The organism is Pedobacter sp. 01N310, assembly GCF_056399805.1.
This window is the reverse complement of the sequence record NZ_JBFTSB010000004.1, coordinates 155,022-169,284: the sequence shown is the minus strand read 5'-3', so window position 1 is coordinate 169,284 and position 14,263 is coordinate 155,022. Positions and strand designations below refer to the sequence as shown.

The window sequence follows — 14,263 nt, the reverse complement described above, 5'->3', positions numbered from 1 at the left end:
AGAAACAAAAGCCCTATAATGCCGCTCAGTTAAACAATTAACCAATTCAAACAGTTAACCACCTCTCGGCTAATTTATCGCTTTTATTTTTGTGATCAGGAAAGTAATCAGCAAACCAAAAACAGAAATTATCCCGAAAGAATAACGCAGGCTTGATAGTTGCGAAACATAGCCTATTAATGGCGGACCAAACAAAAAGGCAAAATAACCAATACTCGAAACCATGGTTATTGCTTTACCAGCAGGCACTTTCTTATTGTTACCAGCTATGCTATATACCATTGGTACAATACTCGAAACACCCAAGCCAATAAGCATAAAACCAAAAATAGCGACAATTAGGTTTGGAAATATTACGGCAAGCGCCATCCCTATCGATATAATGGCACCACTGATCTGAAGGAGGTTTTTCCGCCCGAATTTACCGATTAAAAACACCCCTAAAAACCTTCCGCTTGCCATCATAAACATAAACGACGCATAACCTATAATCGCCTTATTATGAGGTAATTTCACCACATCTTCGAAGTAAATAGCGCTCCAATCGAACATTGTTCCTTCGGTGGCCATACTACAAAATGCGATAACGCCCAATAACACCAAAATACCCTGTGGCATGGTAAAAAACTTCGTTTTCTCAACCACCGTATCTGGTTTATTATAGTTCAGCAACTTTTTCCAGTTAAGCGCAACATTGCTTAAGGATATTAGTGCAATGATCCAAAAATGGGTATACATGCCTAATTTTAGGTTAACCAGCCCCAGGGCTATTAAAGCCCCCGTTAAATTACCAATACTCCAAGCCCCATGGAAAGAACTCATAATGGGTTTGCCGTAATAATTTTCACCTGCGACACCCTGTGTATTTAAGGCGATGTTACAAAGGTTCCCGGTTATACCAAATAGCACCAAAAAAGCAGCCAACTGCCAACCAGTTGTGGCTAATGCTAAAAAAGTTAATGCAATTGCATAAAGTGGCGCAGTTGCCCTTAGCATTTTCTTACTGCCAAAATGAGTGGTCAATTTCGCCGAAAAAAACATCGTTATAATCTGCCCCGCAGGTAATGCAAAAAGAATAGAGCCTAATTCTGCATCGTTTAGGCCCATAGAAGCTTTAAAAGTTGGAATCCTACTGGCCCAACTTGCAAAACAGACCCCTTGCATAAAGTAAAAGGCTGATATGGCAAAACGTACTTGTTTTGGAGAGCTTTGTGCTAATACAGGTTTATCTTCTTGTTTACTTAAAATTCCCTGTCCTTGCGTGCTTTCTTCCAAAATGATGTTTTAAATTATAGATTGAATTGCAAAGTTCTTTAAATCTATTGGAAATACCGACAAATTTTTAACATTTTATCAAAGAATTTGGAGAATACAGGGTTAAAATATTAAACTTTCCATTTTTCCAGTTCATAAGCACTATCCCAGAACATCCATTCTAAACGGGTTGCCATTTCGAAAGCATCCAGCATTTTTTGTTGGGTTACTGCATTAGCCTGCGCTGCCATTTGATCAGTAATATCAATCGCCTTTTCTACCGCAGCAGCAAATTCGACGCCCGCATACATATCGATCCACCTTTTGTAAGGATTTTGGTCGTCATTTTGCTGTGCGAAAATATGGTCGCCAACGGCTTTATAAATCCAAAAACATGGTAAAACAGCCGCCACTGCAATTTCTACATTGGCATACGCAGCCTGACTAAGGATATAATTGGTATACAAAAGCGTAGATGGCGTGGGCTGCACTTGCTTAGCTAAACCAAATTCCACAAAATAACTTTCATGCAAACTACGCTCGGCAAAAATTGCTCCTGTAGAAAACCCGGCAAAGGCCATCACCAAATCTGCATCCTGCATTCGGCTACTAATGGTGCTTAAAGTCCGGCCGAATTCTAAAAGGTAATAAGCATCCTGAGCTAAATAAAAGATAAATTTCTCTTTGGGCAAAGTTCCATTGCTCAACTCTTGGTTAAAAGGCATTTTTAAAATTTTGCCATAAATGGGTTTAACTCTTTCCCAGGCCTGTTCGCTCCATTTCATTGGATAATTAATTTTAAAGGTTCGAAAAAGTGGTTTAACGGGCCGTTGCCTTTGCCAGTTTTTACCTCGCTACCAGCTTGTAAGGCCCGGCTGATGTAGTTTTTCGCATTTTTTATTGCGATAAGTAGAGTGTTACCCTTGGCCATTTCGGCGGCAATGGCAGATGAAAGTGTACAACCTGTTCCATGTAGATTTTTAGAAGCAATAAAGACACTTTCTAATACTACTGGTGCATCGTTTCCAGAGATAAAAACATCGTAAATGATTGGGCCTATTAAATGTCCTCCTTTTATTAAAACGGCTTTTGCACCTTTCTCGATAATTTTTCTACCCGCCGTAATCATGCCATCGAGGTTATGGATCTCCTGCCCTGAAAGGATAATGGCCTCGTCTATATTTGGAGTAACCAATGTTACCAAGGGGAATAATTTTTCAACTAACTGGGTAACGGTATCAGCTTCGATTAACCGATCGCCACTGGTGGCTACCATAACCGGATCTAAAATAGCGGGAACATATTGATTATAGGTTTTTAATTCCTTTTCGATTACCTGTACAACTTCAGCACGGTTGATCATGCCGATTTTAATGGCCACTGGCGCTATATCATCTAATACCGCCTGTAACTGATCTTTAATCATTTCTGCTGGAATGCCATGCACTGACCGCACCCCGACTGTATTTTGTGCCGTTACAGCTGTGATTACCGAGGTGCCAAAACAGCCCAAAGCAGAAAAGGTTTTTAAATCGGCCTGGATGCCCGCACCGCCTCCACTATCTGAGCCGGCTATTGTTAATACATTAATATAATTCATTGCTAAATGACTTCATTTTGTTGTACAACTTCAGGAGTCTTCAAATGCAGTATGCATTTTTGCGCAATTTTTGCAGACAAACTAATTTCCTACGCCGGCATTATCCGGATCAGGTTCATTTATAGGGCATAGGGTGTAAGGTTTAGGGCATAGGGTTTTTCACCTTCCGCCTTTTACCTTTTGCCTTTCACCTATAAAATGGGTATATTCTCAGCCAACTTATTTGAAGGCACCCCTAAAGTTTTATTTTGTAGCGCAATATAGGGCTTTTTTTATTCTTCGTTCGTAGAAACCTGAGTTTAGATAATTAAATATTGATTTGATTATCTAAACTCAGGCTTGGGTTAAGTCGGTCGTCACCCTGACCTGTAGCGCAGCGGAAAGCTACGCAGTAAATTTATTTCAGGGTCTTTCCTGGCAAAAAAGATGCTGACCACCTAGTAGCTACAAGACAATTGAAAATACTACTTCTACTTGTAAAACAAGTTCAGCATGACGATGAGATTAGGAATAAACCTTATATGATAGTTATTTTTACAACTTAATAATCGAACTCAGGTTAGAAATGAATTATAGCCGAAGAGTTGTCAACTTAATAGCGACAGTCTATTAAAGTTGACAACTCAAAAAACAAAAACCCCGATATAAAACCGGGGCTAAAACATAATAATTAATAAAGGGATAGAGAGACTATATTTTATCGGGCTGAAAGAATTTAACTGTTCCATCAGCCTCGTTTGACACAATTAACAAACTTCTTCCATTAGGGCTATCTTTTGGTTTAACAAACAATAAACCTTCAGGGGCATCGCCCGTAGAGAATAGTTGAACAAATTTTGGTGAGGCTGGTATAGTTACATCATAAACAGCAATCATATCTGCACGTTCCATACCAATAAAAGCTAAGGTTTGCCCATTTACCTGTGCAACGGTTACACTTTCAACCTCTACACCTTTATTGTCAGACCGGTCATCATCATATTTACCTGCATCAATTACATGCTGTTCTAAATCTTTACCAATGTTGGCTACCAAAGCCCCAGTATTTGCATTAAGGATGCTCACACTTCTTCCACCTGTTGAGTATAATTCCTGATATACTTTATTCGTACCAACTAAGGTATAACCAACAGTATTTGTTACCGTAAGCCTTCCTAAATTAGCGTCTAACTGTAAGGTCGCAGCATTCGGAAATTTAGCTGCATCTAATACAAGATCTTTTACACGCACCTCTTCTTTTGCATCTTTTGGTGTGTAATCCTGCCTGGTATCGCCTTCATTGGCCAAGGCGAGATAAGCCGTACCACCAACAGTAAAATATGAGATTGCATCTGGCAGATAAAAAGCCTTGATTGGCCATGTACCTAAAACTTTTTTACCGTCTTTATCGCTTACATCAAAGGCATTGTCGGCCTGGCTGATGTCTCTAGTGCCTAAGGGATTGATTTTGGTAATGCTTCCGTCAACGATATCTATTTCGGCAACACCATTGTTCTCCTGTAGGGTAACGTATGCTTTCTTAGAATCAGCGCTTACAGCAATATATTCTGGTTCGATATCTTGTGTAAAACTTGCATTTAAACCATAAATCCTGAAGCCACCTGCAAGCAAAGTTGCTTTTTGTGATTCAAAAGCGGCGAAATCTAATGTTTTTACAGAATAGTTGTCTTTGATGTTAATGATCGAAATGGTTCCTTTAGGATCAACGGTATATGCAAGATTCGGTTCACCTTCGTTAGCCGATAAAATATAGTTCCCATCAGGACTGAAAGTTACCATATCGGGCATGGCACCTACGGTAATTTTTTTAACTTCTTCTAAAGTAGCTGTTTTTAATACCACTACATCACCATTTCCCTGCTTATCTGCGCCATCTAAAGCGATTGCTAATAAACCATTACTTACAGCCACGCTATTAATACCAGCGTTATTGGGGTATAATAAGGTTTTCAATTTTGTAACGGTTGGATATTTACTCATATCAACTACATCAACCTTGGTTCCGCCATCGTTACTCACCACAAATAATTGCTTGGTTAAGGGATCGTAAGCCGAAATTTCTGAAGCAAATTCCCCTCCTAAATCAATGGAAGCAGTTTCTTTAAAGCTGTCGATTTTTTCAGGAACGATAGCTTCAACCGGAGGATCTACAATCGGATCTTTTTTGCAGGCAGTAAATGCCAATGAAGCAATAAGGATTGCACCAAATAGTTTTTTACAGTTCATGGTTTTTTAATATCTGAACCGCAAAAATAGCCGCACATAACGCTAATTTTAGGTGTTGTTTGTTATCATTTTATTAAGAAAATATAAAGACCAAAGCAAAAAGATTAAAGGAGAAAGAGTAAAGCGAAACCCGTCGTCATCTCGACTGGAACGCAGTAGAATGGAGAGATCTATCTAGCTAGATTTAGCTTTGCTGAGCACTTCGTGGTTCTCGACTTCGCTGCACTCCGCTCGAAATGACGATAAAAAGTTAAAACAAAAAAATCCCGATTTTAGATCGGGATTTTTCTCTATGCGTCATGCTGAACTTGATTCAGCATCTTATTCAACAAGCAGATACTGAACCAAGTTCAGTATCTGCTTGTTGAATAATTAAATATGTATGGCTCTATTATCAGTTGCGGCAAGTGCTGCTTCTTTTAAGGCTTCGGTATAGGTTGGATGCGCATGGCAGGTACGTGCAATATCTTCTGCAGATGCACGGAATTCCATTGCAATAACTGCTTCTGCAATCATATCTGCTGCACGCGGGCCAATCATGTGTACACCTAAAACTTCATCAGTAGCGGCATCGGCCAAAACTTTAATGAAACCATCGGTATCCATACTCGCCTTTGCACGTCCGCTGGCTTTGAAAGGGAATGAACCTGCTTTATATTTAACACCTTTTTCCTTTAACTGCTCTTCGGTTAAACCTACAGAAGCAACCTCTGGCCAGGTATAAACTACACCAGGAATTAAATTATAATTGATATGTGGTTTCTGACCCGCAATGGTTTCGGCAACATAAGTACCTTCATCTTCTGCTTTGTGTGCCAACATGGCGCCAGTAATTACATCACCAATAGCATAAACACCTTTAACGGAAGTTTCTAAATGTTCGTTAACCGGAATTTTTTTACCTCTTTCTTCAACAGTGATACCGATTTTATCTAAACCTAAACCTTCGCTGTAAGCCGTACGACCAACAGCAACGATACAATAATCGGCTTCTAAAGAAATGGATTCGCCCTTAGGGGTATCAGCCGTAACAGTTACCGTTTTACCTTTTGTGGTAGCACCGGTAACTTTGTGGCCCATGTAAAATTCCATGCCTAAAGTTTTCTTTAACACACGCTGAAGTTCTTTACCCAAACCAGCATCCATAGTACCAATGATAGATGGTAAAAACTCAACAACAGATACTTTTGTACCTAAACGGGCGTATACCGAACCTAACTCTAAACCGATTACACCGCCGCCGATTACCACCATCGTTTTTGGCACTTCTTTAATATTTAAAGCCTCAGTTGAAGTTATAATGCGTTTTTTATCGATTGGTAAGAACGGTAAAGCTGTTGGTTTAGAACCCGTAGCAATAATTACGTTTTTAGCTGATAAGGTTTCTGTAGAGCCATCGGCTTTAGTTACCAGAATGGTATTTTTATCTACAAAAGATCCTACACCTTCGAAAGAATCGATTTTATTTTTCTTGAACAAATAAGTGATACCAGCTGTATTTTGGGCAACAACATCGTCTTTACGGGCGATCATCTGTTTCATATCAACCTTTAAATCTTTTAAGTTGATACCATGGCTAGTAAACGTGTGAGCAGCGTTGTGAAAATGCTCTGAAGAATCTAACAAAGCCTTAGATGGAATACAACCTACATTTAAGCAAGTACCTCCAAAAGTTTTATATTTTTCAACAACTGCAGTTTTTAAACCTAACTGAGCACAACGGATTGCGCCTACATAACCGCCCGGCCCTGAACCGATAACAACGACATCGTATTGCATAATTTTTTGAGAATTTTGATTAGCCAAATGTAGGGAAAAAAGGCGGAAAGCTGAAAGTCCATTGAGCAATAGAAATCGGTTTCTTAGTCATTGGTTTATCAATTGTTAGTTCTTCGCTGATACCCGATGCCCCAATAGATCAAATACTGAAGATCAATGGGATAGAAATTATTGCCAAGCCTTCAGTAAATGATTTAAAAGGACGACCAAAATTCACCAAACGCGAACAACAGATCCTTCAGTTAATTGCACAGGGAAAAACGACCGCAGGCATAGCGGATGAGCTTTTTCTAAGTCCACTAACAGTAGAAACGCACCGCCGTAATATGATGCAGAAATTAGATGTTAAAAATTCTATCGAATTGATCAATATCGCTACCGAACAGTTGCTAATTTAGTTGGGAGTTAGGCGTTTGGAGTAGCTTATTCTATTAAACAATCAGCGCTTAACAATGAGCCATAAACTATCAACCATTGACTAATGAACCCCTCTTAAATCTCTTGTCCAAAAGTGAGTAAATTACTATCCGGATCAAGCATTGCGAATTCTTTCTGCCCCCATGGTTTTGTTTGTAAGCTTCCATTGGGATGAATGCTTTGTTTAGTTTCGAGCATCGATTTGTACAGCCCATCAATATCGTTTGTACGGATATAAACCTGACCATAGTTTTCTTTCGGATCCAGTGTTTCGAACAGAAAAAAGTGAATCTCAACACGGTCTTTTTGTACCATCAGGTAATCTTTAAAATCGGCACTTCCAATATCTTTAAAGCCTAATTTATTCACATAAAAATCTCTTGTGATTGCTTTATCACGCATGGGAAGTTTTGGGTTAATATCTGTTAGCATATTTTTTTATTTCAAAAATCGGTATTTTTCCCAAAAGCTGCACTTGATCCAGATCAGAAAATTTAATGATTTGCCCTTACCCTGCTCAATGTTTCAGGAGCGATCTTAAGGTATGAAGCGATCATTTTAACCGGAAAAACCTGTACAATGAGCGGTTTGGCATTTTTAATATAATTATATTTTTCAACTGGGCTTAGCGAACGATCAAATAAATATGTCCTGTTATTGGGCTGGTCAAAAATTCTACCCAAGCTTAAAAAAGACTGTGATTGGGCAATTAAACTATGTAAATTAGTTAAACTAAGCTCCAACACTTCAGATCTTTCAAAGGCCTTGATCGTTGTATCGGAAGGTTTTTGCTCAATCAGACTTGAATGATTGTACATCCACTCTTTTGGTAAATGCAGATCAATAATTGTTTCTGTGGTATCGTTAGCATGAAATTGAAAAAAAGATCCCGATAAAATGAAATAAACGGATTGACAAATTTCGCCAAGATGCAAGAGCACGTCGTTTTTACGGAACGACTTTCGGACAGTATATTCTTCAAAAAGAAGCAGGTCGTGAGATGAAAAGGATCCGACACTAGCTAAAATTTTCTGGGCTGACATCATAAACTAAATTATTGCAGAGGATAGAGCATCAAAATAACTTATTGATTAGCGGTTCTTCTGGTGATTAAATAGGCAACAATCAGATTAGGAATCCAGCATAACCAGGCAACAACCAGGTATGCTTTTGAAAAATCGCCATAAACCATTGTCAAAATTGGTAGCCACACCCTCAATGTAACAGCAGCAAAACAAGCCGCATAACTATAAATCATCATTTTTTGATGTTTTTCAATTTCTGCGCTTTTGATGTGTAAATAAGCCTTTAAAGTAGTGTAAAACCAAACGATGCCTAAGCAGATAAATCCAGTGGAAGAAACCCATCCTCCTGTTGCAAAAAAGCCAATATAAATACCCGATAATGCGCTAAGCAGTACAGCAACCACATAAACTTTACCCAGTTTTCGGTGAAGTGCCATACGCCTATTTCTCATTTCCGGACTAAATTGTGTCCAACCGATAAATAAAGCGATTCCTCCGAAAATGATATGCGTATAAAAACCAATGTTCCAGAAAGTATTGGTCAACAAATCAACCGACTTTGAATTTAACAACCCAAATTTCCTATCGATCAAAAAGTAAATCGTTGGGTAGAGTCCAATCAGCAATGCGAAGGTTGCAAATAAAATCCATAATCCTTTTTTTACCATACAACGTTCTATTGCTTCATACTAAGCTAGTTAATTTTCAAGAACTAAATCAATTCCTTTTGCAGCATAAATGCTTTGGCATTCGCAAAGCTCAGGAACAATTCGTCAGCTATTTTTAGTTTTTGATGCGCCCTTACATTGCTCTGAATGGCGTAACAGGTTATGCCCGCAGCCAGAGCAGATTTAACCCCATTTAAAGTATCTTCAAAAACAAGGCACTCATCTTTTTCAAAACCCAATCGCGCTACACAAAGATTGTAACTTTCGGGATCAGGCTTAGATTTATTTACATCTGTTCTGGTAATAAATAAACTGAAATACCTGGCCAAACCATTACGCTCAAAAACGGCTTCAACATCAATTTTCGGACTAGCTGTAACTACAGCCAGCGTAAGCCCTTTTTCATAAGCAAACTTGATAAACTCTAATGCAAAGGGCATTAACTGAATATCAGTTGTTCTAAAACCATCAAAAGTTATCTTCTCTCTTCTGTTGATGAAGCCTTCTAACTCTTCTTCAATTTTATACCTGTCTATTATAGTCTTTGCATTTTTGGGCAAGGGGATTCCAGCGTAATTTGTCAACCAATCCTTAAAATCCAGTGTAACTTCGTATTCACACAAAAACTTATTCCAACAATCGAAATGAAACTTCTCAGAATCAATTAATGTACCATCTAAATCAAACAGTAATGCTTTTATTTTACTCATTATAAATTTTTAACAGGAATGATGATTATGGAATAATCTCAAATAAGAAAAATTGTTGTACCTGAGATTTACCGAAATTATTATCAACACAAAAAATTAATGAGAGATGCCCATTTGGCAATTTTGGTCCAAATGTTACCCCTTCAAAATTATCGATATGTCGGTTCAAGGAATCAAAGTCGAAAATCAATTTCTTGTTTAAGAGCTTTGGAGGGTTTTGCACAAAAGAGCTATTATTGATTTCATTTTCAGCACTCTGTAAATCAACCAGGTAAAGTTTTAAAAAGGTATGATCATCGTGGCCCTTTGCCCAGGCTCTTTCCATTACCAAAAGCGTATGATTATTAATAGCTAGTATTTCAGAAATTCCATTTACATTCCAATCGTTTTCAACGGTAGGTTTAACTGGCATTGCACCCAGATTATAAGCATATTGGGCAATATTCTTTTTAGTAGCTACATCAAATTTTAAAATCCGCGTTAAGGCTTTGTCATATTCAAAAGCAGCCTGAGGTCCATCCTGATAAAGTGGTTCTTCCAAACTGGCGTATAATGTTTTGTACTGATCAGCATAAGTTAAACCTTCAAATAAAGCATTTTTGCGTGGCCCGCTTTCGGTTTTTGTAAACTGAAAGCCCTTAGGCATTGGAATAGTATCCAGAAACTTTCCATATGTAGAAATAAAGGTTAAGCCGGGCTGAACTATCGTCGTATCACCGTCCTTAAACAACCTTTCTCCCTCACTGCTCCAAATCCATTGTTTGGTTAAGGGGTTATAACGAACCGATTCGCTATCAGGTTTTACAGTTTTATCAGTTCCGTATTTTGGGTATGGTTTTCCGTTTTCCTGTAAGATATAAGTAACACCAGTTACCCGAACAGTATCGATCTTATTTTCTTTGATATCAATCTGTGCAGTATAAATCCTCGCCGGACTACGTTGTGATGGATCATCACTGATCATATAATACTGGTTTTGCTTTACATCGTAATCAATCCCAGACAAACCACCAACAACCGTATTTTGGAAAATTGGATTTAAGGGCATAATGTATTCATCCAGAAACTTTACAGACGAAATACTGGTTTCATTTTGCTTAACCGCAGCATACTTAGTTATAGAACAAGATGAGAGCACAATAGCAAGAACTGAATAAACAAAGAAGAGCTGCGATACAGGTTTCAAATCGAAATGTTTAGGCTGTAAAAATATAGAATTTTGGCGGCTCGAGATACGTCACCCTGAATTTATTTCAGGGTCTTCTCGTAAGCAATTTGCTCCAATCGGAAATTCAGTGGTGTTGGATATTCCGATCTGACACAAAGTGAATACAGATACTGAAACAAGTTCAGTATGACGTACAGCGAGAAATTAAACAAAAACAGTTGGATGTTACCATCCAACTGCACATTTACTGGAATTATAAGTGGTGTCAAATGTTACCATCTGACACTGATAAAACTAAGATTAAAACAACTTACCAATTACACGGTAAGTAATATTTGTTCCATCTACTATTTCTTCATAATAAACATCATCAGGCGAAACAAAATACTTTTCGTTTTTAATGGTTACCTCTCTGCATCCCTCTGGCAATTGACTAATTATATCGCCTATATTATGCGTATCAACCGGGCCATCAGTCGTGTTTAAAATACCGTCTTTCCCAGCAACCACATATACGGTTTTACCATCAGCACTTTCTTTTTGGGTATAATAAACGCCTTTGTATTCGTAATAATCAACCCCATTAATGGTAACCAGATTAGCATCCGATGGTAAATTCGGAACCTCAGCACCAACTGGTGGGGTTACCACTTCGTATTGACTATTGTTTTGTTGATAAAACAATCCGCCTGAATAATAGAACTGGTTAGCGCCATAATAAAACGGATAATAGCCATAAGGTAATACGCCAATCCTGAAACCTAAAAAGGGCCTGTAAAAATTATAATAGCTATAATATGGTCTGTAATAAGGCCTTCCATAACCTGGGCGATAACCGTAACCAGGCCTACCATATCCTGAACCTGGGCGATAACCTGGTCTGTTATAACTGTAATTAGGTCTTGGTGGGCGACCGCCATTGCTTGGTGCATAACTACCTCTACTTGGCGCATGCATAGATGGTTGTCTGGAAATAGAACCACCGCCTCTTGATGGGCTTATCGAACCAGATCTACCGCCCCCGGAAGAACCTCCACTCCTACTTGGCCGCTGTGCAGAAACGCTTTCAATACTTAAGGTTGCAATCATCGCTGCTGCAGCGAAAACAACCAATCCTTTATTTAATAACCTATTCATTATTTTGTGTTTATGTCGATTATGTATATGACGGTGAAAACTCCTAAAAGATTATCCCTTAACACTATTTAACTAAATTTTGATAAAGTGATGACGAAGGGAGGGTTTTAATGGCAAAATATATCAAAATCCTTCCATCTTACATGATTCCATCTTTGCTAACAAACCTTTTACGGGCTATTTTTTCTAATCAACCACGAATCACCTATATTTAAATTTTATTCCTAAAAACTAGCTTAAATGAACCTTACCAGAATTTTCAGTCTTTTATTTTGTCTGTTTATTTCTAATGAATTAATAGCCCAGCAAACCGATTCGGCATATGTTAGAGAAAACTACACTAAAATAGAACGCCAGATCCCCATGCGCGATGGGGTTAAACTCTTCACTTCCATTTATATACCCAAAAATCAAACCAAAAAATATCCATTTTTAATTAACCGAACACCCTATACCGTTGCACCTTATGGCGAAGATAAATATAAGCTGAGTTTGGGGAATTTTCCGGCTATGATGCGTGAGGGATTTATTTTTGTATATCAAGATGTGAGGGGCCGATGGATGAGTGAGGGCACTTTTGCCGATATCCGTCCTCAACTGGTTGGAAAAAAATCTAAAACAGCTATTGATGAAAGTACGGATACTTACGACACCATCGACTGGTTGGTTAAAAACGTGAAAGGCAACAATGGAAATGCGGGTATTTATGGCATTTCCTACCCTGGTTTTTATTCTACCACTTCTTTGCCAAATGCACACCCCGCGCTAAAAGCCGTTTCGCCTCAGGCGCCAGTTACCGATTGGTTTATGGGTGATGATTTCCACCACCGTGGTACATTATTTCTGATGGATGCTTTCAGTTTTATGGGCAATTTTGGTGTGCCGAGACCTAAACCGATTACACCAGATAAAGGACCTAAAGGTTTTCAGTTCCCCATTCAAGACAATTATCGCTTTTACTTAGAAGCCGGATCTGTTAAAAACCTAAAAGACAGATACTTTGCAGATAGTATTAAATTCTGGAACGATTTATTTAAACATCCAAACTTAGATACCTTCTGGAAAGCGCGTTTAATTACGCCACATTTAACCAATGTAAGGCCTGCGGTGATGGTAGTGGGTGGCTTTTTCGATGCTGAAGATGCCTATGGAACTTTTGACACTTACAAAGCAATTGAGAAACAGAATCCTGGCGCCAATAATATCCTGGTTGCGGGACCTTGGTTCCATGGCGGCTGGGTACGTAGTGATGGTTCTTATTTCGGCGATATCTCTTTCGGCAAAACCACCAGTATCGATTACCAGGAGCAGTATGAACTGCCTTTCTTTAAACATTATTTAAAAGGTGAAGGCGATTTTAATGCAGCAGAAGCGAATATTTTTGTAACGGGAACTAACGAATGGAAAAAGTTCAAAACATGGCCACCACAAGAAGTAGAAAACAAAAACCTGTATTTACAACCCAATGGAAAGCTCAGTTTCGAAAAAGTGGGCAGAACCGATAGCTGGGATGAATATGTGAGCGATCCGAATAACCCTGTGCCTTACCAGGATGGCATTCAGGCCAAACGTACCCGCGAGTACATGATCGATGATCAGCGTTTTGCTGCCCGCCGTCCGGATGTAAAAACTTACCAAAGCGACGCTTTAACAGAAGATATTACTTTAACAGGTCCTGTTTTGGCCAACTTGGTGGTTTCGACTACCGGAACAGATGCCGATTATGTAGTTAAACTGATTGATGTTTATCCTGAAGATGCACCAAATCCAGAACCTAACCCTAAAAACCTGATTATGGGTGGTTACGAAATGCTGGTTCGGGGAGAAATTATGCGTGGAAAATACCGCAACAGTTTCGAAAAACCTGAGCCATTTGTTCCTGGTGCCATCACAAAAGTAAATTACCCTTTGCCCGATGTGGCGCATACCTTTAAAAAAGGCCATAAAATTATGATCCAGATTCAAAACTCATGGTTCCCTTTAGCTGATCGCAATCCGCAGAAATTTATGGATATCTATCAGGCAGAACCACAGGATTTTCAAAAAGCTACACACAAAATTTATCACGACGTGCACAACAGCTCGTTTATTACAGTTTCGGTGTTAAAGTAAAATATTGGGCTCTAAATAATGCGGTTCGTCATTCCCAACTTGATTGGGAATCTTAAGCATTACGATTCCCGCCTGCGCGGGAATGACGCCTGAGTTTAAAATAAATGGCAAATAACTGCTGTCTTGGTTCGTGTCACCACAAACCAACCACATGAATAACTAACTTA

The 14,263-nt window shown here is 38.8% G+C and carries 13 protein-coding genes; 2 read left to right on the top strand and 11 right to left on the bottom strand.

The features are described from left to right. Nucleotides 1–69: 69 nt before the first annotated feature. From AC1DNH_RS10695 to lpdA, 5 genes are all read right to left on the bottom strand, one after another. A complete protein-coding gene (locus tag AC1DNH_RS10695; RefSeq protein ID WP_477582769.1) occupies nt 70–1,275 on the bottom strand; it encodes an MFS transporter in 1,206 nt (401 codons plus the stop codon). Between the two features lie 110 nt (nt 1,276–1,385). Next, on the bottom strand, nt 1,386–2,039 hold the full coding sequence (locus tag AC1DNH_RS10690; protein ID WP_477607513.1) for a TenA family protein: 654 nt from the start codon (nt 2,037–2,039) through the stop codon (nt 1,386–1,388). Then, nucleotides 2,036–2,854: a bifunctional hydroxymethylpyrimidine kinase/phosphomethylpyrimidine kinase gene (gene thiD, locus AC1DNH_RS10685; protein WP_477582771.1), complete on the bottom strand. Its 819-nt coding sequence runs from the start codon at nt 2,852–2,854 to the stop codon at nt 2,036–2,038. The genes AC1DNH_RS10690 and thiD overlap by 4 nt, the downstream gene beginning before the upstream one ends. Nucleotides 2,855–3,544: 690 nt before the next feature. Continuing rightward, on the bottom strand, nt 3,545–5,080 hold the full coding sequence (locus AC1DNH_RS10680; protein ID WP_477607515.1) for a choice-of-anchor I family protein: 1,536 nt from the start codon (nt 5,078–5,080) through the stop codon (nt 3,545–3,547). 372 nt (nt 5,081–5,452) lie between these two features. Further along, complete coding sequence (gene lpdA, locus AC1DNH_RS10675; RefSeq protein WP_477584016.1) at nt 5,453–6,859, bottom strand: dihydrolipoyl dehydrogenase; 1,407 nt, start codon at nt 6,857–6,859, stop codon at nt 5,453–5,455. A gap of 68 nt (nt 6,860–6,927) precedes the next feature. On the opposite strand from lpdA, the gene AC1DNH_RS10670 reads away from it, so the two are divergent. After that, nucleotides 6,928–7,257: a response regulator transcription factor gene (locus AC1DNH_RS10670; RefSeq protein ID WP_477625397.1), complete on the top strand. Its 330-nt coding sequence runs from the start codon at nt 6,928–6,930 to the stop codon at nt 7,255–7,257. Nucleotides 7,258–7,351: 94 nt separating this feature from the next. Here the strand turns inward: AC1DNH_RS10670 and AC1DNH_RS10665 are convergent, their stop codons facing one another. From AC1DNH_RS10665 to AC1DNH_RS10640, 6 genes are all read right to left on the bottom strand, one after another. Then, nucleotides 7,352–7,708 carry a bleomycin resistance protein gene (locus AC1DNH_RS10665; RefSeq protein WP_477607519.1) on the bottom strand — a complete coding sequence of 119 codons (357 nt, stop codon included), beginning with the start codon at nt 7,706–7,708 and terminating at the stop codon, nt 7,352–7,354. 62 nt (nt 7,709–7,770) lie between these two features. Beyond that, nucleotides 7,771–8,319 carry a Crp/Fnr family transcriptional regulator gene (locus tag AC1DNH_RS10660; protein WP_477625372.1) on the bottom strand — a complete coding sequence of 183 codons (549 nt, stop codon included), beginning with the start codon at nt 8,317–8,319 and terminating at the stop codon, nt 7,771–7,773. A 41-nt stretch (nt 8,320–8,360) separates the two neighbouring features. Next, nucleotides 8,361–8,969, bottom strand: coding sequence for a DUF2306 domain-containing protein (locus tag AC1DNH_RS10655; RefSeq protein ID WP_477584020.1), 609 nt, complete (start codon nt 8,967–8,969; stop codon nt 8,361–8,363). A 44-nt stretch (nt 8,970–9,013) separates the two neighbouring features. Beyond that, nucleotides 9,014–9,679, bottom strand: a complete 666-nt coding sequence (locus AC1DNH_RS10650) for an HAD family hydrolase (protein ID WP_477584022.1) — start codon at nt 9,677–9,679, stop codon at nt 9,014–9,016. Between the two features lie 25 nt (nt 9,680–9,704). Then, entirely contained in the window at nt 9,705–10,865 is a 1,161-nt protein-coding gene (locus tag AC1DNH_RS10645; protein ID WP_477584024.1) for an esterase-like activity of phytase family protein, read from the bottom strand. Nucleotides 10,866–11,147: 282 nt separating this feature from the next. Beyond that, nucleotides 11,148–11,984 (bottom strand): DUF6515 family protein, encoded by an 837-nt coding sequence (locus AC1DNH_RS10640; protein ID WP_477584026.1) that lies wholly within the window; start codon nt 11,982–11,984, stop codon nt 11,148–11,150. A gap of 240 nt (nt 11,985–12,224) precedes the next feature. Between AC1DNH_RS10640 and AC1DNH_RS10635 the strand changes: the two genes are divergently transcribed. After that, nucleotides 12,225–14,096: a CocE/NonD family hydrolase gene (locus AC1DNH_RS10635; RefSeq protein ID WP_477609499.1), complete on the top strand. Its 1,872-nt coding sequence runs from the start codon at nt 12,225–12,227 to the stop codon at nt 14,094–14,096. Nucleotides 14,097–14,263: the final 167 nt, after the last annotated feature.

Bases quoted from the DNA above. Each gene is read 5' to 3' on its own strand.
- AC1DNH_RS10690 (WP_477607513.1), bottom strand. From the start codon at position 2,039: ATGAAATGGAGCGAACAGGCCTGGGAAAGAGTTAAACCCATTTATGGC.
- thiD (WP_477582771.1), bottom strand. From the start codon at position 2,854: ATGAATTATATTAATGTATTAACAATAGCCGGCTCAGATAGTGGAGGC.
- AC1DNH_RS10680 (WP_477607515.1), bottom strand. From the start codon at position 5,080: ATGAACTGTAAAAAACTATTTGGTGCAATCCTTATTGCTTCATTGGCA.
- lpdA (WP_477584016.1), bottom strand. From the start codon at position 6,859: ATGCAATACGATGTCGTTGTTATCGGTTCAGGGCCGGGCGGTTATGTA.
- AC1DNH_RS10665 (WP_477607519.1), bottom strand. From the start codon at position 7,708: ATGCTAACAGATATTAACCCAAAACTTCCCATGCGTGATAAAGCAATC.
- AC1DNH_RS10660 (WP_477625372.1), bottom strand. From the start codon at position 8,319: ATGTCAGCCCAGAAAATTTTAGCTAGTGTCGGATCCTTTTCATCTCAC.
- AC1DNH_RS10655 (WP_477584020.1), bottom strand. From the start codon at position 8,969: ATGGTAAAAAAAGGATTATGGATTTTATTTGCAACCTTCGCATTGCTG.
- AC1DNH_RS10650 (WP_477584022.1), bottom strand. From the start codon at position 9,679: ATGAGTAAAATAAAAGCATTACTGTTTGATTTAGATGGTACATTAATT.
- AC1DNH_RS10640 (WP_477584026.1), bottom strand. From the start codon at position 11,984: ATGAATAGGTTATTAAATAAAGGATTGGTTGTTTTCGCTGCAGCAGCG.
- AC1DNH_RS10635 (WP_477609499.1), top strand. From the start codon at position 12,225: ATGAACCTTACCAGAATTTTCAGTCTTTTATTTTGTCTGTTTATTTCT.